The sequence below is a fragment of the Bradyrhizobium sp. CCBAU 53351 genome, from assembly GCF_015291745.1.
Classification (GTDB): Bacteria; Pseudomonadota; Alphaproteobacteria; order Rhizobiales; family Xanthobacteraceae; genus Bradyrhizobium.
In genome coordinates this window covers 7,249,804-7,269,263 of sequence record NZ_CP030059.1, presented here as the reverse complement: position 1 = coordinate 7,269,263, position 19,460 = coordinate 7,249,804, and the positions used below count along the sequence as shown (strand labels likewise).

Annotated in this window: 19 protein-coding genes; 10 read left to right on the top strand and 9 right to left on the bottom strand. The window is 65.4% G+C overall.

All coding sequences use genetic code 11. The annotated features are described in order from the left end of the window. Positions 1-3: 3 nt before the first annotated feature. The 4 genes from ispG (at position 4) to XH83_RS34570 (ending at position 4,634) form a co-directional block, all read left to right on the top strand. Positions 4-1,287: a flavodoxin-dependent (E)-4-hydroxy-3-methylbut-2-enyl-diphosphate synthase gene (gene ispG / locus XH83_RS34585; protein ID WP_194405024.1), complete on the top strand. Its 1,284-nt coding sequence runs from the start codon at positions 4-6 to the stop codon at positions 1,285-1,287. Between the two features lie 149 nt (positions 1,288-1,436). Further along, positions 1,437-2,333: a TauD/TfdA family dioxygenase gene (locus tag XH83_RS34580; protein WP_194405023.1), complete on the top strand. Its 897-nt coding sequence runs from the start codon at positions 1,437-1,439 to the stop codon at positions 2,331-2,333. Between the two features lie 144 nt (positions 2,334-2,477). Continuing rightward, positions 2,478-3,815 (top strand): Rieske 2Fe-2S domain-containing protein, encoded by a 1,338-nt coding sequence (locus XH83_RS34575; protein ID WP_194405022.1) that lies wholly within the window; start codon positions 2,478-2,480, stop codon positions 3,813-3,815. Between the two features lie 3 nt (positions 3,816-3,818). Next, positions 3,819-4,634 carry an N-acetylmuramoyl-L-alanine amidase gene (locus tag XH83_RS34570; protein WP_194405021.1) on the top strand — a complete coding sequence of 272 codons (816 nt, stop codon included), beginning with the start codon at positions 3,819-3,821 and terminating at the stop codon, positions 4,632-4,634. 9 nt (positions 4,635-4,643) lie between these two features. Here XH83_RS34570 and XH83_RS34565 read toward each other — a convergent pair whose 3' ends face one another. From XH83_RS34565 to XH83_RS34555, 3 genes are all read right to left on the bottom strand, one after another. Continuing rightward, the gene (locus XH83_RS34565; RefSeq protein WP_194405020.1) at positions 4,644-6,251 is read right to left on the bottom strand and encodes a Na+/H+ antiporter; all 1,608 of its coding nucleotides are present in this window, start codon (positions 6,249-6,251) and stop codon (positions 4,644-4,646) included. Positions 6,252-6,297: 46 nt separating this feature from the next. Beyond that, positions 6,298-7,155, bottom strand: a complete 858-nt coding sequence (bla, locus tag XH83_RS34560) for a class A beta-lactamase (protein WP_194405019.1) — start codon at positions 7,153-7,155, stop codon at positions 6,298-6,300. Positions 7,156-7,371: 216 nt separating this feature from the next. Continuing rightward, the gene (locus XH83_RS34555; protein WP_194405018.1) at positions 7,372-7,746 is read right to left on the bottom strand and encodes a nuclear transport factor 2 family protein; all 375 of its coding nucleotides are present in this window, start codon (positions 7,744-7,746) and stop codon (positions 7,372-7,374) included. Between the two features lie 93 nt (positions 7,747-7,839). Between XH83_RS34555 and XH83_RS34550 the strand changes: the two genes are divergently transcribed. Together XH83_RS34550 and XH83_RS34545 are read left to right on the top strand one after the other, a co-directional pair. Further along, a complete protein-coding gene (locus XH83_RS34550; protein WP_194405017.1) occupies positions 7,840-8,268 on the top strand; it encodes a GFA family protein in 429 nt (142 codons plus the stop codon). 183 nt (positions 8,269-8,451) lie between these two features. After that, complete coding sequence (locus tag XH83_RS34545) at positions 8,452-10,278, top strand: caspase family protein (RefSeq protein WP_194405016.1); 1,827 nt, start codon at positions 8,452-8,454, stop codon at positions 10,276-10,278. A gap of 32 nt (positions 10,279-10,310) precedes the next feature. On the opposite strand, the gene XH83_RS34540 is transcribed toward XH83_RS34545, so the two are convergent. Both XH83_RS34540 and XH83_RS34535 read right to left on the bottom strand, forming a co-directional pair. Then, positions 10,311-11,003 carry a DUF1345 domain-containing protein gene (locus tag XH83_RS34540; protein ID WP_194405015.1) on the bottom strand — a complete coding sequence of 231 codons (693 nt, stop codon included), beginning with the start codon at positions 11,001-11,003 and terminating at the stop codon, positions 10,311-10,313. 9 nt (positions 11,004-11,012) lie between these two features. Then, positions 11,013-11,936, bottom strand: coding sequence for a polyprenyl synthetase family protein (locus XH83_RS34535; RefSeq protein WP_194405014.1), 924 nt, complete (start codon positions 11,934-11,936; stop codon positions 11,013-11,015). A 161-nt stretch (positions 11,937-12,097) separates the two neighbouring features. Here XH83_RS34535 and mtgA point away from each other — a divergent pair, with 161 nt between their 5' ends. From mtgA to XH83_RS34520, 3 genes are all read left to right on the top strand, one after another. Then, positions 12,098-12,772 carry a monofunctional biosynthetic peptidoglycan transglycosylase gene (gene mtgA, locus XH83_RS34530; RefSeq protein ID WP_194408494.1) on the top strand — a complete coding sequence of 225 codons (675 nt, stop codon included), beginning with the start codon at positions 12,098-12,100 and terminating at the stop codon, positions 12,770-12,772. A 163-nt stretch (positions 12,773-12,935) separates the two neighbouring features. Beyond that, positions 12,936-13,118, top strand: a complete 183-nt coding sequence (gene rpmF / locus XH83_RS34525; protein ID WP_007598106.1) for a 50S ribosomal protein L32 — start codon at positions 12,936-12,938, stop codon at positions 13,116-13,118. A gap of 142 nt (positions 13,119-13,260) precedes the next feature. Next, complete coding sequence (locus tag XH83_RS34520) at positions 13,261-13,914, top strand: hypothetical protein (RefSeq protein ID WP_194405013.1); 654 nt, start codon at positions 13,261-13,263, stop codon at positions 13,912-13,914. Between the two features lie 6 nt (positions 13,915-13,920). On the opposite strand, the gene XH83_RS34515 is transcribed toward XH83_RS34520, so the two are convergent. Beyond that, positions 13,921-14,181 carry a hypothetical protein gene (locus XH83_RS34515; protein ID WP_194408493.1) on the bottom strand — a complete coding sequence of 87 codons (261 nt, stop codon included), beginning with the start codon at positions 14,179-14,181 and terminating at the stop codon, positions 13,921-13,923. A 220-nt stretch (positions 14,182-14,401) separates the two neighbouring features. Between XH83_RS34515 and XH83_RS34510 the strand changes: the two genes are divergently transcribed. Beyond that, positions 14,402-16,096, top strand: a complete 1,695-nt coding sequence (locus XH83_RS34510) for a bifunctional diguanylate cyclase/phosphodiesterase (protein ID WP_194405012.1) — start codon at positions 14,402-14,404, stop codon at positions 16,094-16,096. A 98-nt stretch (positions 16,097-16,194) separates the two neighbouring features. Here the strand turns inward: XH83_RS34510 and XH83_RS34505 are convergent, their stop codons facing one another. The 3 genes from XH83_RS34505 to XH83_RS34495 form a co-directional block, all read right to left on the bottom strand. Continuing rightward, on the bottom strand, positions 16,195-17,703 hold the full coding sequence (locus XH83_RS34505) for a tripartite tricarboxylate transporter permease (RefSeq protein WP_194405011.1): 1,509 nt from the start codon (positions 17,701-17,703) through the stop codon (positions 16,195-16,197). Between the two features lie 3 nt (positions 17,704-17,706). Further along, the gene (locus tag XH83_RS34500) at positions 17,707-18,192 is read right to left on the bottom strand and encodes a tripartite tricarboxylate transporter TctB family protein (protein WP_194405010.1); all 486 of its coding nucleotides are present in this window, start codon (positions 18,190-18,192) and stop codon (positions 17,707-17,709) included. 153 nt (positions 18,193-18,345) lie between these two features. Then, complete coding sequence (locus XH83_RS34495) at positions 18,346-19,323, bottom strand: tripartite tricarboxylate transporter substrate binding protein (RefSeq protein ID WP_194405009.1); 978 nt, start codon at positions 19,321-19,323, stop codon at positions 18,346-18,348. Positions 19,324-19,460 lie beyond the last annotated feature (137 nt).

The window sequence follows — 19,460 nt, the reverse complement described above, 5'->3', positions numbered from 1 at the left end:
CCCATGAACAAGCCCGAAACCACCATCGATTCCGATCTCGCGGGACCCGCACCGCGCCATCGTACCACCCAGGTCAAGGTCGGCGACGTCGCCGTCGGCGGCGGTGCGCCGATCGTCGTGCAGTCGATGACCAACACCGACACCGCCGACATCGACGGTACCATTGCCCAGGTCGCAGCGCTCGCGCGCGCCGGCTCCGAAATGGTCCGCATCACCGTGGACCGCGAGGAAGCTGCGGCCGCCGTTCCGCACATTCGCGACGGCCTCGCCAAGCGCGGGATCACGACGCCGCTGATCGGCGACTTCCACTATATCGGCCACAAGCTGCTCGCGGCCTATCCGGCCTGCGCCGAGGCGCTCGCCAAGTACCGCATCAATCCCGGCAATGTCGGCTTCAAGGACAAGCGCGACACCCAGTTCGCCGACATCATCGAGATCGCGAACAAGAACGGCAAGCCGGTCCGCATCGGCGCCAATTGGGGCTCGCTCGACCAGGAGCTCCTGACCAAGCTGATGGACGAGAATGCCGCCTCCGCCAATCCGCGCGACGTGCGCGCGGTGACGCGCGAGGCCATGGTGCAGTCCGCGCTGCTCTCGGCCGCGCGCGCCGAAGAGCTCGGCATGCCCAAGAACCGCATCATCCTCTCCGCAAAGGTCTCGGCGGTGCAGGATCTGATCGCGGTCTATCAGGACCTCGCCAGCCGTTCCGATTACGCCATCCATCTCGGCCTCACCGAAGCCGGCATGGGCTCGAAGGGCATCGTGGCGTCCTCGGCCGCGCTCGGCATCCTCTTGCAGCAGGGCATCGGCGACACCATCCGCATCTCGCTGACGCCGGAGCCCGGCGGCGACCGCACCCGTGAAGTGCAGGTCGGCCAGGAGCTCTTGCAGACCATGGGCTTCCGCACCTTCGTGCCGCTGGTCGCGGCATGCCCCGGCTGCGGCCGCACCACCTCGACCACGTTCCAGGAGCTGGCCCGCTCGATCCAGGATTTCATCCGCGACGAGATGCCGGCGTGGAAGACGAAATATCCCGGCGTGGAAGAGCTCAACGTCGCGGTGATGGGCTGCATCGTCAACGGCCCCGGCGAATCCAAGCACGCCAATATCGGCATCTCCCTGCCGGGCACCGGCGAAGCCCCGGCCGCGCCCGTGTTCGTCGACGGCAAGAAGTTCCGCACGCTGCGCGGCCCCACCATCTCCGCCGACTTCAAGGCGCTGGTGATCGACTATATCGACCAGCGCTACGGCCAGGGCGCCAAGGTGCCGGTGACCGCGGCGGAGTAGGCGCCTCCTCAACATTGGATCGTAGGGCGGGTTCGCGCAGCGTAACCCGCCTTATTTTTTTTGCGGACGCGAAGTGGCGGGTTACGCTTCGCGAACCCGCGCTACGTTGCTACCATGGCTCCCAATCAACAATGATCGGGAGACACGCCATGAGCTCACTCGCCGGCAAGCAGGGTCCGCGCTATCGCCACACGGCCGAGGACGGCGCGCCTTACGAGACCATCGCGGTCGAAAAGCTCACGCCCATCATCGGCGCGGAGATCTCCGGGATCGACATCGGCTCGCTGGTTGATGGCGACGCGCGCTCCAACCGGCAGATGGACGAGATCCACCGCGCGCTTGCCGAAAACCTCGTCATCTTCTTCCGCGACCAGCACATCACGCCGCAGCAGCACCTCGCCTTCGGCCGCAAATTCGGCGAGCTGCATTTTCACCCCGCAGCGCCGCATGAGGACGAAGACCCCGCCCTGATGAAGATCTACGCCGACAAGAACTCGCCGCGCGCCAATGGCGAGGGCTGGCATTCCGACGTGTCCTGCGATCTCGAGCCGCCGATGGGCTCGATCCTCTACATCAAGCAATGCCCGCCGCGCGGCGGCGACACGCTGTTCGCCAACATGTATGCGGCTTACGAAGCCTTGTCGGACCGCATGAAGGCCTATCTCGACGGCCTCACCGCGCTGCACGACGGCGAGCCGATCTACCGTGGGCTCTATGCGAATTATGGCGTTGCCGATCGTCCCTCCTATCCGCAAGCCGAGCATCCCGTGGTGCGAACCCATCCGGTCACGGGCAAGAAGGCGCTCTACGTCAACCGCGGCTTCACCCGCCACATCAACGGCATCCCGCGCGATGAGAGCGATGCGATGCTGGCTTATCTCTACCAGCACGCCGAGAACCCGCTGTTCCAGTGCCGCTTCCGCTGGACCGAGAACGCGATCGCGTTCTGGGACAACCGCTGCACCCAGCATCGCGCGATGTGGGACTACTGGCCGCACACGCGCTCCGGCACGCGCGTGACGGTGAAGGGCGAGCGGCCGGTCTAGGGCTGCTTGTGCCCCACGCAGCGCAGCGCTGCTTCAGCCTCATTTCACGCCGCGCCGCGTCGGGGGACAAGTGCTTCGTTCTTGCGTTGACGTCCTCCTGCTCCCGCGCCAATCTTCCCAAAAAACACATCGGGAGGCTTCTTCATGCTTCGCGCAGAGGACAATAAATTCCTGACCGAGGCCGGCCCCGGAACCGGCATGGGGGAATTGCTGCGCCGCTTCTGGATTCCCGTCCTGCTCTCGGAAGAACTTTCCGAGCCCGACGGCGATCCGAAGAAGATCGTCGTGCTCGGCGAGGAGCTGCTCGCCTTCCGCGATACGCGCGGCGTCGTCGGAATCATCGACCAATACTGCCCGCATCGCGGCGCCAATCTCTGGCTGGGGCGCAATGAGGAGTGCGGCATCCGCTGCGTCTATCATGGCTGGAAGTTCGACACCGACGGGCGCTGTGTGGACATGCCGACCTCCTATCCCGATCTCAATGCCAAGGACCTGATCCGCATCAAGTCCTACCCGGTGCGCGAATGGGGCGAGATGATCTGGGCCTATATGGGGCCGCTCGAAGCCATGCCTGAGCTGCCTGATCTCGAAATGGCGCTGTTGCCGGAATCACACCGCTACGTCAGCAAGAAATGGCAGGACTGCAACTGGGTGCAGGCGCTGGAGGGTTCGATCGACACCGCGCATTTCACCTTCGCCCATCTCTCCTTCGACAAGCAGGAGAACGAGATCCTGGACATCAAGAAGCATTTTGTGAATCCCATCGCGCGAATGTCGAGCGATCACATGCGCTGGATCGCGGAGGACCCGCGCCCCGTCATCAAGGTCGCTCCGCACGAGGCCGGGCTGACGATCGCCGGCGGCCGGCTCACCGGTGGCGACAACATCTACTGGCGCATCGCGCAGTTCCTGATGCCGTTCCATGCCTATGCCCCGAGCGCGATGCCGGGCGAGAATATTTTTGGCCAGACCTTCGTGCCCGTCACCGATACCAATTGCTGGATCTACACCTATGTGTGGAATCCGGAACGACCGCTCTCGCAAGCCGAGCGCGACGCCTATGACCACGGCAACGGCGTCATCGCGGAGGTCGACGACAATTACGTGCCGCTGCGCCACAAGGGTAACGACTACCTGATCGACCGCAAGCTGCAGAAGACCCGCAGCTACACCGGCATCAAGGGCGTCTCCGAGCAGGATGCCGCCGTGCAGGACAGCCAGGGCCCGATCGCCGACCGCACCCGCGAGCATCTCGGACCGACCGATCTCGGCATCATGCATTTCCGCAAAGTCGTGATGGATCTGGCCCGCGCGCTCCAGCAGGGTGAGCCGCCGCCGCAGGCCGCGCATCAGGATCGCTATGCGGTGCGCTCCGGGGCCTGCGTCACCAGCAAGTCCAAGGATCTGCCCGCCGTGATGCTGGAACGTTTTGGCGATGTCGCGGGCTTCGTCGGCCGACCCAGGACCGCAGCGGCGGAGTAACGCGTGGGGCAATCGCGCAGCATCATCGCCGGACTGGTCGCCGCGATCCTGTTGTCATGGCTTGCGCCTGTTGGCCGCAGCGAGGCCGCGGCCGCGCGAAAGGCCGCCAAGGCCACGCTGAAGCAGCCGCAATCATCGGCCAAATGCGAGATGCCGAAGTTCCGGATCGTCGTCGATGTCGGGCACACCCCGGACTCCTACGGCGCACTCAGCGCGCGCAACGATCCGGAGTTCGGCTTCAACCTCGTTCTCGCGCGCCTCGTCACGGCGAAGCTGAAGGCTGAGGGTTTTGCGGCAACCCGCCTGCTCGTCACCGACGGCAAGGCGCGGCCGAGCCTGTTCAAGCGGGTCAGTGCCGCAAATGACGGCCGGGCCGATCTCTTCCTGTCGATCCATCACGATTCGGTCCCGGACAAATTGCTCGAGACCTGGGAATTCGACGGCGCGAAGAGCTATTTCAGCGATCGCTTTTCGGGCCACTCGCTGTTCGTGTCGCAGCAGAATTCGCATTTCGCCACCAGCCTGAAACTGGCCCGGATGATCGGCAGGCAGTTGAAGGAACAGGGCCTGCATTATGCCAGCCAATATACCTTGCCGCTGATGGGCCGTTACCGGCGCCAGCTGCTCGACAAGGATGTCGGCGTCTACCGCTATGACGGGCTCGTCGTTCTCTCACGGACCAGCAGCGCCGCGGTGCTGCTCGAAGCCGGCTCCATCATCAACCGCGACGAGGAGATGGCGATGAACTCGGCGGAGCGGCATGAGGTGGTCGCGGGCGCCGTTGCGGCTGCGATGAGGGAGTTCTGCGAGAGGCGGTAGCTCACGACGCTAAAGCGGCACGTCCCGATACTCCCGGTTCGCCAGGCCCGCCTCCTCCAGATCCAGGTCGCGCTCGATCCGTCGCCGTGTCTCGTCGGTGATCTGGCCGTCGCGCAGCAGGTTGTGAATGAATTTGCGCTCGGCGGCGATCAGGTCGCGGGTCAGCGCGGTGCCGGCGGCGGAAACGTCATGGCGGGTGGGATCGAGCGACTCCGGCAGTTGGTTGGCGCGAATCTCGTGACGTGCACGCAGAAGCCGCATGACCTCGTCCGAGACGTCCTTCGCCTCGGTCATTGCGTCAAGCGACTTCAGCGCGGCGTCGAGCGCCTGGCGCCGTGCCGCGATCTCGGCCTCGTGCTCGGCGACATGCTCGTCGCGGCCGGCCTGCGCGACACCGAGCCAGCGCACCACCGGCGGCAAGGTGAGGCCGACGCCGATCAGCGTGACGAAGATGACGCCGAAGGCCACGAACAGGATCAGGTCGCGATACGGGAAGGCTTCGCCGCCAGGCAGCGTGAACGGCAGCGCCAGCGCGGCCGCGAGCGACACCGCGCCGCGCACGCCGGTGAAGGCGAGCACGAAAGGCCACTGCCATGGCGGCGACGGATCGCGCTCGCGCAGCGACTTGCTGAGCATTCGCGGCAGATAGGTTGCAGGATAGAGCCAGGCGAAGCGCGCCGTCACGACGATCACCAGCACCACGGCGGTCGCGATCAGGATGTCGTCGAGCGGGAACGCCTTCGATTTCTCGTAGAGCGCGCGCATCTGAAAGCCGGTGAGCAGGAACAGCACGCCCTCGATCAGGTAGATCACGAGATCCCAGAAGAAGATGCCTTGCAGGCGCGTCGCCGACGAGATCAGCAGCGGGCCGTTCCAGCTGACATAGAGACCGCAGGCGACCGTCGCGATCACGCCGGAGCCGCCGACATGCTCGGGCAGCCAATAGGAGACGTAGGGCGTGATCAGCGACAGCGTCAGCTCGACCTGCGGATCTCCGGACCATTTGCGGAAGCGGAGGGAGAGCCAACCGACGCCGATGCCGAAGGCGATCTCGCTGGCGACGATGAGGAGGAATTCTCCGGCCGCCAGCGGCAGCGAGAAATGCCCGACCATGATCGCGGCCAGCGCGAAGCGGTAGAGGATCAGCGCCGTGGCATCGTTGGCGAGCCCTTCGCCTTCGAGGATGACCACGAGCCGCCGCGGCAAGTTGAGCCGGCGCGCGATCGCGAGCGGCGCCACCACGTCGGGCGGCGCGACGATGGCGCCCAGCAGGAAGCCGATGGTCCAGGGCAGGCCGATCACGTAGTGGGTCGCGGCCGCCACCATCGCCGCGGTGAAGATCACCGCGCCGACCGCGAGCAGTACGATCGGACGCAAATTCTTCCTGAACTCGCGCCAGCTCATGGCGACGCTCGCCGAGTAGATCAGCGGCGGCAGCACCATCAGCAGCACCAGCTCCGGCGGCAATTCCACCGAGGGCATGCCCGGAACGAAAGCGAGGCCGACGCCGGCCAGCATCAGCAGGATCGCGGGCGCGATGTTGAAGCGGCGCGCGGCGAGTGCGGTGCCCGCCAGCACGGCGAGCAGGATGAGAAAGGTCTGAAATTTCGCTTCCATAGTGGCCTGTCTTGACCCGGAAGCGACTGCTGCGTCAATGCGCGGCTTACGCCAGCCGCTCGGCCACCATGCGCCCGATCCGCGCGAACACGGCTTCGATCTGCGCCGCATTCGGCGTGCCACCCTGGGTATAGGCCGTGATCAGGATCGGCGTGTCGGGTTTGGGCCAGACGACCGCGATATCACCCGATGCATCCTTGCCGTTGTTGCCGGTCTTGTCGCCGATGGTCCAGCTTGCGGGCAGGCCGCCGCGCAGCCGGTTCGCGCCGGTCTTGCAGTTCACCATCCAATCCGTAAGCAGGGCGCGCGAGGCCGGCGACAGGGCTTCACCCACCACCAGGCGCCGCAAATTGCCCGCCATCGCTGCCGGCGTCGTGGTGTCCTGGGGATTGCCCGGCGGTGAGCGGTTGAGCTCGGGCTCATTATGATCGAGCCGCGAGGTGCTATCGCCGATCGAACGCCAGAATGCCGTGAGGGCAGCCGGCCCCCCGATCCGTGCCAGCAGCAGATTGGCGCAGGTATTGTCGCTGAGCTCGACGATCGCCTTGCACATCTCGGTCACGGACATCGTGCCGGCCGCGAGATTTTGCTTGGCGACCGGTGCATAGTCCAGCAGATCGGCCTTGCCGTAGGGTATCATGGCCGCCAGCTGCTCCTCACCGCGATCGACCCGTGCCAGCACGCAGGCCGCGAGCGAGGCCTTGAACGTCGAGCACATCACGAAGCGCTCATCAGCGCGCCAGGCGAGCTTCCTGCCGGTTGCAAGGTTCTCGGCATGGACCCCGATCCGCCCGCCGCTCTCGCGCTCATAGGATTCGAGCTCGGGCGGCGCCTCGGCTGCGAATGCGGGCGATGCGGCCATCCAGACGAGCGAGGCGAGCAGGGAACGGCGGTCGAGATGCATGGGGGGCTTTCAGGGAAGAGGAGACGGAAGAAATAGCGCACGCTTCATCCGCGCCGTCATAGCGAGCGCAGCGAAGCAATCCAGAGTCTGTCCGTGGAGGGATTCCGGATTGCTTCGTCGCAAGAGCTCCTCGCAATGACGGGGCGAGAGACTTACGCGTCGCGGAGATTGGAGGGTGAGCGCGGCAGATATTGGGCAGCGGACGATCAGGCCCCGTCACTCCCTCAAATCATAGCGATACGATTTCGATACGATCTGCCAGCCGTCGGCGAGCTTCATCGCCACCAGATAGTCGGTGAAGAAGCGCGGCGGCAATTGGCACCGGACCTTGATGAAGGCGGTCTTCTCGTCGGAACGGTCGATGGTGACGATGAAGTCCTCGCGCGGCTTGCCTTCGGCCTTGCCGGAGGGGCGCTTGCGCACACGGTCGAGCCAGTCGGGCACGGTCAGCACCTGCAGCTCACCCTTCTCGACCCAGCGCAAATCCGCCGAGGGATGGAAGATGGCGCCGAGCTTTTCGGCGTCGCCCTCGTAAAGGCCGTCAAAATAGCATTGCACGACGGCTTCGACGCTCGAGCGGTTCTGGTTCATGGGTCATCCTTTTGCATGATGGCTTGCGGCGAACTTAGTCGTAGACATCAAAATGCGCTATGGGTGTGTCAGCCATTTGCGTGAGGCGTCGCCATGACCGGATCAGAAAATTCGAACGCTCGTATCCTGATCGGCGAATGCTGCTGCCGCACCGTGCGCTTCGAGGTCGCCGACGCATTCTCCTATGCGATGAACTGCCATTGTTCGAATTGCCGTCGCACCACCGGCTCCGCCTTCAAGCCGTTCGCCGGCATCGCGCAGGACAAGCTCCGCATCGTCCGGGGCGACGACCAGCGGCTGATTTTCGGCGACGACACCACCCACGACGCGCATTGTGCGCGATGCGGATCGCTGCTTTATTCCCGGGTGCGAGATGGACAATGGGTCCATGTCGCCATGGGAACCCTGGTCGATACCCCCTCGATCCGGCCGAGCGCCCATATTTTCGTGGCCTCGAAGGCGTCCTGGCACGACATTACGGACAATCTGCCGCAATATCGGGGGCATATCGGCGATGGCTAGGGGAATTTGGTCCGCACGCCGGCTTGGCCGCGAACCGCGACCGGACTGGCGCGACAAACAGAGGGGGACTTTCGGGCTGTCGCCGGTGCTGTCTTCGTGACCTCCATCACAAGCGCCGCCGCCAGATCCTGCTAAAGCGGTCCCAAAGGGGCTCGAAACGTCCCGAACTTCGGAAGTTGTGTCATGCGCAATCTGCTCAGACTCTGCCCGCTTCTCCTCGCCGCAGCGCTGCTGTTCGGCGCAGAGCCCGCGTTCGCGGGCAACCGCGTCGCGCTGGTGCTTGCCAACTCGGCTTATCGGCACGCGCCGTCGCTCACCAACCCCGTCAACGACGGTGCGGTGATGGCCAAGACGCTGAAAGAGGCCGGTTTCGACACCGTCGATTACCGACACGATCTGTCGGCCCAGGAGACGCGGCGCGTGCTGCGCGATTTCGCCGACGCGACCCGCAATGCCGACATTGCCGTGGTTTACTATGCCGGTCACGGTATCGAGGTCGAGGGTTCCAATTACCTGATCCCTGTCGACGCCAAGCTCGAGCGCGACACCGACGTCTATGACGAGGCGCTCTCGCTCGATCGCGTGCTGGTTGCCGTCGAACCGGCAAAACAGCTTCGTCTGGTGATCCTGGATGCCTGCCGCGACAATCCGTTCGGCAAGACGATGAAACGTACGGTGGCCTCGCGCGGCATCGGCCGTGGCCTCGCCCAGGTCGAGCCGACCAGCCCCAACACGCTGATCGCCTATTCGGCGAAAGCCGGCTTCACCGCCCAGGACGGTGACGGTGCCAACAGCCCCTTCACGGTTGCACTGTCGAAATATCTGACGACGCCGGGCCTCGACGTTCGCCGCGCCTTCGGCTTCGTGCGCGACGAGGTGCTCAAGTCGACCGGTAACAAGCAGGAGCCGTTCGTCTACGGCTCGCTCGGCGGCGACGACGTGCCGCTGGTTCCGGTCAAGGTCGCGGCGGCCGCACCCGTGGCGCCCGTGGCGAACCCGCAGGCCGATATCCGCCGCGACTATGAGCTCGCGCTCCAGGTCGGCAACAAGGCGGCATGGGACGCCTTCCTCGCCCAGCACCCCGATGGTTTCTATGCGAACCTCGCCAAGCTCCAGGTCGAAAAGATCGGCGCCGAGCAGGCCCACGCAGCGGCGATCGCAAAGGCGAAGCAGGCCGAGGCCGAGCGGGATCGTCTCGCCGCCCTCGGCGCCCAGAAGGATGCGCAGGCCAGAGCCGCAGCCGATGCCAAGGCCGCCGAGCAGGCGCAGCTTGCCGCGCAGAAGACGAAGGAGCAGGCACAGCAGCAGGCTGCTGCCGCCGAGCAGCAGCGCGTCAATCTCGCCGCTGCGGCCCCGAGCGCGGCGCCGGCCAGCACGGCGAGCCCCGCCGGCACCAACGTCGCGTCGCTGACGCCGGCGACTGCGCCGGCCGATCTCAGCCGCTCGGTGCAGACCGAGCTCGGCCGCGTCGGCTGCTTCTCGGGCGCAGCCGACGGCAACTGGAGTACGTCCTCGCAGCGCTCACTGTCGCAGTTCAACCGCTACGCCGGCACCAAGCTCGACGTGAAGGTTGCGAGCACCGACGCGCTCGACGCCGTCAAGGCCAAGCCGTCGCGCGTCTGTCCGCTGGTTTGCGAGCATGGCTTCAAGGCCGACGGCGACAAGTGCAGCAAGATCGTCTGCCGCGAGGGCTATGCGGTCAACGACGACAATGAGTGCGAAAAGCAGCGTGCGGCCAAGCCGGCCAAACCCGCGACGGCCAAGCGCGACGACGGCGATGAGCGTCCTGCGCGGCAGCGTCGTCAGGCCGGCGGTGCGGCGGCCGGGGCCGCGGGTGGTTATGGTGCTGCGGCCGGCATTGCCGCTGCCGCTGGCGCCAGCCGTGCCTCGGGCGGCGGGCAGATGTTCTGCAACAGCACCGGCTGCCGTCCCGTCAGCCGCGGCTGCCATCTCGAATATCGCGGCGGTGGCGGCCCCTCCAATGACGCCAATGCCGAGGTCTGCAACTGACAATTCTGATCGTCCCGGCAACGCCGGGACGATCAGTTCGAAATCGCGCTCGCCGCGATATTCACGGTCAGGGCCAGCAGGGCCGTGTTGTAGATGAATGACACGATCCCATGCGCGGTGGCCGTGCGGCGGATGGTCTTGTCGGTGATGCCGACGTCGGAGACCTGCGCGGTCATGCCGATCACGAACGAGAAATAGACGAAGTCCCAATAGTCGGCGTGGTCTTCCTTGTCGCCGCTCGGGAATTGCAGGCCGCCGGGCTTGGCGCCGCGGTAATAATCATGCGCGTAATGCAGCGCGAACGTCGTGTGCACGGCGGCCCATGACAGCGCGATGGTGGCAATCGCGATCGTGAGCTCCCACACGCCGCGATGCGGCGTGCCGAGCTCGGAGACGATCGCGGCGATGCTGGCGAATGCGCCTGTGGCCGTCACCAGCAGGATCAGGAAGCGGCCGTCGTCCTGCATCGCGGCGGAGCGGCGGATGTGCTGGTGGTCGTTGCACAGCATCATCGCATAGACCAGCACGAGATAGACCGCGATCAGCGCATCCCAGCCGAACAACAGGCGGGTCACCAACCGGTACGAGCCCGGCAGCAGCAGGCCGACCAGGATGCCGGCCGCAACCGCGATGAAGGTCCGCGGCCGCGCATAGATCAGCCGCACCGGTCGCGACATCTTGCGGAAGCGGGCGAGGGCGGGATCTTCCTTGCCGTTGCCCGCCATAGCAGCGCGTCAGTTCTTCCGCTCGGCGACGAAGCGCGCGGCGGCCTGCAGCACGGCGGCGCGGTCGCCGAAGATCGACACGGCGCTGTCGGCCCGGGCGAGCAGGTCGCGCACGCGCTGCTTGGCGCCTTCGATGCCGAGCTGGGTGACGAACGTGGTCTTGCCGAGCGCGGCATCGGCGCCGGCCGGCTTGCCGAGCGCGGCGGCATCACCTTCGACGTCGAGCAGATCGTCGGCGATCTGGAAGGCCTCGCCGAGCGCGCGGCCGTAATCGTCGAGTGCCTGATACTCTTTCTGCGAGGCCTGGCCGAGAATCGCACCGGCGATGCAGCCGTAGCGCAGCAGCGCGCCGGTCTTCATCTGCTGGATGCGGGCGACATCGATCGGCTCGTTGCCGCCGAAGCGGCCTTCGCCGGCGAGATCGAGGATCTGGCCGCCGACCATGCCGCCGATGCCGGCGCAGCGCGCCAGCGCGCGTGTCAGCAGGAGGCGCACATTGGCGTCGCGATGGATCTCGTCGCGGGTGACGATGTCGAAGGCGAGCGTCAGGAGGCCGTCGCCGGCAAGGATCGCGGTCGCGTCATCGGTCTGCTTGTGCAGGGTGGGACGGCCGCGACGCAGGTCCGAATTGTCCATCGCCGGCAGATCGTCGTGGATCAGCGAATAGCAGTGGATGCATTCGAGCGCGGCGCCGACGAGCAGGGCGGCCTCGCGCGATACGCCGAATACGGCCGCGCTCTCGACCACCAGGAACGGCCGCAGGCGCTTGCCGCCGTTGAGGCTCGAATAGCGCATTGCGTCCATCAGTCGCTTGGGCCGGGCGATCTCATCGTGCAGGATGTCGTCCGACAGCAGGCGCCCGAGCAGGGCTTCGGTGTCATCAGCGGTCTTGTCCAGACGTTTGGCGAAATCGGACGGGGACGTGCCGGTCATCAAGAAAGGCTCCAGAACTAAAATTCGGCGGGACAATCCTTTATGCGCCCGCCCCAGTCAATCGTTTGGAAGGCCTAAAAAGTGCTGGAAAAGGCCCGAATTATCACAGACTTAATGGGGTGATCCGTGGCCGCTTCTCGTTCCATGCCGGAAAGGTCGATTTGCGCATCGTCAAAATCCTGCTCGTAGCGCTCGCGGTCGTCATTCTCGCGCCTTATGTGATCGCGCCGTTCTACCGCATCGGCCATCCCGTTTCGACGCTGATGGCGTGGCGCTCGCTCCGCGGCGCGCCGATGCAGCGGGAATGGATCGATCTGGCGGCGATGTCGCCCTATCTGCCGCGAGCGGTGATCGCAGCCGAGGACGCCCATTTCTGCAGGCATCACGGCATCGATTGGGGCGCGCTGCGCGAGGCGATCGACGATGCCCAGGAGGACGGTACGCCGTTCCGGGGCGCATCGACGATCACCCAGCAGGTCGCGAAAAATCTGTTCCTCTGGCAGGGGCGGGATTTCGTCCGCAAGGCGCTCGAATTCCCACTGGCGCTCTGGATCGATCTCGTCCTGCCCAAGCCGCGGATCCTGGAGATCTATCTCAACATCGCCGAGTTCGGCCCCAAGGGCCAGTTCGGCGTCGAGGCCGGCAGCGCCTATGCTTTCGGCAAGTCGGCCGAGGACCTTTCCCCCCGGGAGGCGGCCCTGCTGGCCTCGATCCTGCCGAATCCGGTCAAACGCAGCGCCAAAACCCCCGGCCCGGGTGTCCGGCGGCTGGCGGCCACCTATATGGCCCGGGGGCAGGCGAGCTCGCTTGCCACCTGCTGGCGCGAAAATCGCTGATTTTGGGCCCATTCGGAGCGTATTTTCCGGCCCAAAAGCCTAGCTTTACGCCCGGCCTTCCTCTATAAGCCCGGCCTTGATCGGCATTTCGCTCGCCCCGTTTGGGTGCTGAGCCGTCCGGCGGACGATGCCCTGATGACACCAATCCCTAGAGGATATTGAAATGGCCGTTCCGAGAAGAAAAACCTCGCCGTCGCGCCGTGGCATGCGCCGCTCGGCAGACGCCATCAAGAAGCCGACCTATGTGGAAGACAAGGACTCCGGCGAGCTCCGTCGTCCGCATCATCTCGACCTCAAGACCGGCATGTACAAGGGCCGGCAGGTCCTGAAGAAGAAAGAGTCCTGATCCCCGGACCTTTCTCCGGGCAGGAGGATTTCGCCTGCCTGATTTCGGCCCACCCATGAGATAGACGGTGACGGCGGCGGAGCGAATGCTTCGCCGCTGCATTGTTCTGTCCGGATATCATGCTTGAGAAGGCATTTTGCCGATGGTCGGTTTCCCGCTGCTTCTGATCCCGCTCGCGGTGTACAACATCATCGCTTTCCTGATGCCCAGCGTGTCCTTCTCGGACGTGCTGTTTCGGGTGCCGATGATCACGGGCGAGGCCTGGCCGGTCACGCTGGCCGATCTCATGCTCGCGCTCGGCGTGGTGCTGCTGTTGCTCGAGGTGGTCAAGGGCGCGCGGCCCGGATCGAAATTCCTGATGGACCATCTGCTGTCGCTGATCATCTTCGGCGCGGCCGCGGCCGAATTCGTGATGTGGCCCAAATTCGGCAACTCGACCTATTTCCTGCTGGTGCTGCTGGCGATGGCGGATTTCCTCGGCGGCATTGCCCAGCGCACGCGCCGCCGCGTCACCTATGTCGCCGAGACCACGGTGCCGGCGCCGCGCAAGGCCAAGCGCCAGGCCGAGGCGCCGGTGGAGGATGCGGCGTCCGAGCGCAAGTTCGAGCCGGTGATTGCGTCGCAGCCGGTGCCGGGAGAGCCTCCCGCACCCTCGGCGCAGTCCGTCGCGGAATCCGTGCTGATGGATCATCCTGCGCCCAAGCCCGTGCAGGGCGCGTCTTCGCCGGAAATTCCCTCGCCGCAGCTTCAGCCGGGTAACGGCACGCCGCCGTCTTCCGAGACGCCGCCGCGCTGACCGGCCTCAAGCCACCTGCCGTGTCCGTGCGCTGACGCTCTGCAGCGGGCGTTTGCCGCCATAGGCCATCTGCACGTCTTCGAAAGAGCCGCGGCGCAGCCGGCTCGCCTGGGGCAGCTGCTCGGCATTGGCGATGAGCTGGGTGACGAAGCTCGGATCGGGGCGCAGTATCGGCGTCTTGTGCACCCAGCGTAATGTCGGCATCAGCGGGACCAGGGCCGTGCCGCCCTGCCGCTTGATCTCTTCGATTCCATCCGTCGTCGCCATCGCAACACCGTTCATCAGGTTGAGCTGGCGCGTTTTCGGACATCGGCGCCGGTGCATGTGATGGTCTCGCAAGGCCTATGCCGGCCGAGCTTAATCGTTCCTGGGCGGCTCGGAAACGTGGTTTCCAAATTGTTTATGAACTTTGCCTAGGGTCGAAGGCGAATCTGGTCCTATTCTGTGCCGGCCCAGGACTTACCCGCTGTCCCGAAACGAGGCGATCTTGACCCCTGCATTGCCGCAAGCCTCCGACATTCTGGCCGCGCTCGGCCAGGCCGTGTTCGCCTGGGACGTCGCCAGCGATGCCATTGTCTGGGGTGACCAGGTCGCCAGCATTTTTCCCGGCATTCCCACCAAGCGCCTCGCGACCGGCGCCGAATTTGCCAAACTGATCGAACCCGCGCCGTCGCTGCGGACCACGGCGCTGGCGCAGACGTCCGCCGTGCACGGCGCCGACGGCACGCCCTACCGTGTCGAGTACGGCGTCCGTATGAGCGCCGCCGATCCCGTGATCTGGATCGAGGAGACCGGCCGCTGGTTCGCCGGCCCCGACGGCCGCCCCACGCGCGCGATCGGCTCGATCCGTATCAACAACGAGCGCCATGCCCGAGACGAGGAGCTGACCAAGCTGGCACGGCTCGATCCGTTGACCGGCGAGCTCAACCGCTCGCACCTGATCGCGGCGCTGGCCGAGGCGATCGAGGAGACGACCCGCTTCCGCTCCACTGCGGCGTTCATGCTGGTCGGCATCGACCATCTCGCCCGCGTCAACGACGCCTTCGGCTTCGACGTTGCCGACGCCGTGATCCTCGACATCGCCAAGCGCATCCGCTCGCGCCTGCGTGGCGGCGACGTGCTCGGCCGCTTTTCCGGCAACAAGTTCGGCCTGATCCTGAAGAACTGCACCGTCGACGACATGAACGTCGCCGCCGAGCGTTTCCTCGCCGGCATTCGCGACGAGGTGGTGCCCACCAAATCCGGCCCGGTCTCGGTCACCGCCTCGATCGGCGCGGTCAGCCTGCCGCGCTACGCCCGCAACACCGACGAGGCCGTCAACCGCGCCCATGAGACGCTGGACGCCGCCAAGCGCCGCCGCGCCGGCTCCTTCGCGGCATGGCGTCCGGATGCCGCGCGCGACGCGCAGCGCCGCGTCAATATCCGCGTCACCGACGAGATCGTCACCGCGCTGAACGAGCGCCGCATCAAGCTGGCCTATGAGCCGGTGGTGTCGGCCGCCTCGCGCGAGCGTGCCTTCCACGAATGCCTGGTGCGGATGGACCAGGGCGGCGGCCAGGTGCTGCTCGCGCCCGACATCGTGCCGGTCGCCGAACGGCTCGGCCTGATCCGCCTGGTCGATCACCGCGTGCTCGAGCTCGTGGTCGCCGAGCTCGCCGCCGCCCCCGACATCTGCCTCAGCCTCAACATCTCGCCCGATACCACCATGGATCCGGACTGGTGGGCGGGAATCGAATCGCTGATGCTGGCCCATCCCGGCGTTGCCGAGCGGCTGATCGTCGAGATCACCGAGACGGTCGCGATCCAGGACATCGACGACGTCCGTGGCTTCGTCACGCGGCTGAAGAATTTCGGCAGCCGCATCGCCATCGACGATTTCGGCGCCGGCTACACCTCGTTCCGAAACCTGCGCAAGCTCGGCGTGGACATCGTCAAGATCGACGGCGCCTTCGTGCAGAACATCACCCATTCCGCGGACGACCGTGCCTTCGTGCAGACGCTGATCGATCTCGCGCGACGGCTCGACATCAAGACCGTGGCTGAATGGGTGCAGGACGAAGAGGCAGCAAGCATGCTGCGCGACTGGGGCTGCGACTATATCCAGGGCCGCCTGATCGGCTTGGCATCGGCAGAGCGGCCGTGGGGCGCGCCGACGGATAGCGCGCTGCCGGCGGCGGGGTAGCGTGTCACGCTAGAATTTTCCCTGTGAAATCAATCCCCCATCTACTGTGCATGGGGTTGTTTTCGCGAAATTGCATCTTAGCCGACCTCTGCAAAACGTCACGCCCCCTCGTCCAGCGCCACCAGCTCGCGCTTCTTGCGCAGTGCGGGCAGGAGCGGTGCGATCAGCAGCATCATTGCGAATGCGAGGCACACCGCCGAGATCGGCCGCTGCACGAAGGTCCAGAGATCGCCCTGCGACAGGATCAGCGACTTGCGTAAGTTATTCTCCATCATCGGTCCCAGCACGAAGGCCAGCACCAGCGGCGCCGGCTCGTAGCCGAGCTTGCGCATGAAATAGCCGATGATGCCGAACGCGATCATCACATAGACGTCGAACACGTTGTTGCTGGAGCAGTAGACGCCGAGAATCGTGAACAGGATGATCAGGGGAAACAAGATGTTGTAGGGCAGCTTGAGCAGCTGCACCCACATGCCGATCATCGGCAGGTTCAGGATCAGCAGCATGACGTTGCCGATATACATGCTGGCGACGATGCCCCAGAACAGGCCGGGGTTTTGCGTGATCAGCAGCGGCCCCGGCTGCAGGCCGTGAATGACGAAGGCCCCGAGCAGCAGCGCCATCACCACGTTCGGCGGAATGCCGAGCGTCATCAGCGGAATGAAGGCGCCGCCTGCCGCCGCGTTGTTCGCCGATTCCGGCCCCGCGACCCCTTCGATCGCACCATGGCCGAAACGCTCGGGCGTCTTCGACAGCCGCTTCTCCAGCGCGTAGGACGCAAAGGACGCCACCACCGCGCCGCCGCCCGGCAGGATGCCGAGGAAGAAGCCGAGAATGGTGCCGCGTCCCACCGGGCCTGCGCTCGCCTTCCAGTCCTCCCTGGTGGGCAGCAGATGCGTGATCCTGGTGTTGATGACGTCGCGCTTGATCGCCTGCTCGGTGTTGAGCAGCACCTCGGCGACGCCGAACAGGCCCATCACGACGGGCACGAGCCCGATGCCGTCGATCAATTCCATGCGGCCGAAGGTCAGGCGCGGCTGCGCCGTGATGCTGTCGAGCCCGATCAGTCCGAGCACGACGCCGATGCATGCCATCAGCAGCGCCTTCGGCATCGAGCCCTGCGTCAGGAAGGTGAGCACGACGAGGCCGAGCACCATCAGGCTGAAATATTCGGCCGGGCCGAACGCAATGGCGACGCTGGCAAGCTTCGGCGCGACCAGCATCAAGGCGATCAGCGCGAACGTGCCGGCAATGAAGGAGCCGAAGGCCGAGATGCCGAGCGCAGGGCCGGCGCGGCCCTGCTTCGCCATCTGGTGGCCGTCGATGCAGGTGACGACGGAAGCCGCCTCGCCGGGGATATTGACCAGGATCGAGGTGGTCGATCCGCCATACATCGAGCCGTAATAGATGCCGGCCATCATGATGATGCCGGATTCCGGCGTGCCCGACAGCGTCACGGGCAGCAGCAGCGACATTGCCGAGATCGGCCCGATGCCCGGCAGCACGCCGACCAGCGTGCCGATGAAGACGCCGATGAAGCAATAGAGCAGGTTGACCGGCAGCAGCGCGACGCCGAATCCATGCGCGACGTTGACGAGTGTATCCATGGGTCAGCCGATCCCGAACAGGCCCGAGGGCAACTGGATCAGCAGCAGCCGCTTGAGCACCCACCACATGCCCATGGGCACCAGCACGGCGATCGGAATCGCCAGTGTCCAGCGCACCGGATCGATCAGCCGCAGCAGCAGCAGCATCAACGGGATCGACGACAGCAGAAAGCCGAGCGGCTCCAGTGCAACGGAGAATGCCACGAGACATGCGATCAGCAGCAGCGGCTTGCTCCAGCGCACATTCTCCCAGCGCGAGGCCAGCGTCGGGCCGCCCTCGGTGACCGCCGAGACGATGATGGCGCCAGCGAACAGGCACATCAGGATGCCCGTGTAGAACAGCACGTAGCCGGAGCCGGGATCGTTGATGGTGCCGAGCTTGAGCTTCATGCCCGACCAGATCACGAAGCCGCCGAGCGCGAGCCCGATCAGCCCGCCCCAGAGCTCGGAATTGTCGAGGCGGAGTTTGACGTTGGTTTGGTTGGTCATCGACACCCTCTCGGCCGTTCCCCGGACGCTGCGCGGCACGAGTGACGCGCTGCAGATCCGGGGTCCATGGATGCTTGGCAGGATGGGTCCGGCTCTGCGGTGCACCGCTGAAGAAGCGCTGCACCGCGTCCGGGACACGCTGGTGGCTCAGTCCTATTTCTTCGCTAGCCCGAGCGTCTCGATCACCTTGCGCTCGGACTCCGTGACCTCGACCACGAACTTCTTGTAGTCCTCGGTGTTCTTGTAGTTCGGCACCATGTCGTATTTGGCGAGCGTTGCCACGACGGCGGGGTCCTCGAGCGCCTTCTTGAAAGCATCGTGCAGCTTGGCGACGATCTTTGGATCGAGGCCCTTCGGGCCGGCGATGCCGAACGGGGAATCATAGACCATGGGATAACCGAGCTCCTTCAGCGTCGGCACATCGGGATAGTTCGGCGAGCGTGAGCCGGTCCACACCATCAACAGGCGCAGCTTGCCGGCGTCGACCAGCGGTCGCCATCCCGTGGAATCGGCCTGAAGCATCGTGTGCTGTCCCAGCACCGCGGCGTTGGTCTCCGCGCCGCCCTTGAACGGGACTTGCGTCAGCTTGATGCCGGACATTCCGGCGATCTGCTCCATGCCGATATGCAGCGAGGTGCCAGCGCCCGGCGTGGCATAAGTGACCTTGCCCGGGTTGGCCTTGGCGAACTCCACCACGTCCTTCCAGCTCTTGAACTGCGACTCTGCGCTTGTGGTCACGCCGAACGTGTAGCCGGTGAGATGGACGATGTAGGTGAAATCCTTGGCCGGATCCCATGATACCTCCTGCATCAAGGGCAGGCGGAAGACGGTGATCGGAATCTGCGAGATGGTGTAACCGTCGGGCTTCGCGGCCGCGGCCATGGTCGCGGGCCCCACAGTGCCGCCGCCACCGGCCTTGTTGTCGATCACGATCGGCTGCCCCAGCACCTTCGAGGCGCTGTCGGCGATGGCGCGCATCGAGATATCGGTCGAGCCGCCGGCCGGCCATGGCACGATCAGCGTGATGGGTTTGGTGGGATAGTCCTGCGCCATTGCGGCGGTCGAGAGCAATGTGCCCAGGACAGCGTGCATCGCGGCAAATGCGATCGTCTTCAGCCCGTATCGCGGCATCGGAATTCCTCCCTCGGGGCCGCTTGGGGGCCGCCGTTCTTCCTTCTTGTGAGAGGATTGTTCCCGAAATCGCGGGAGAAGAAAAGCGCGTTGCGCGATAGGCGCGCGGCGGTCGGTGCAGCAATGCCGGTCAAACC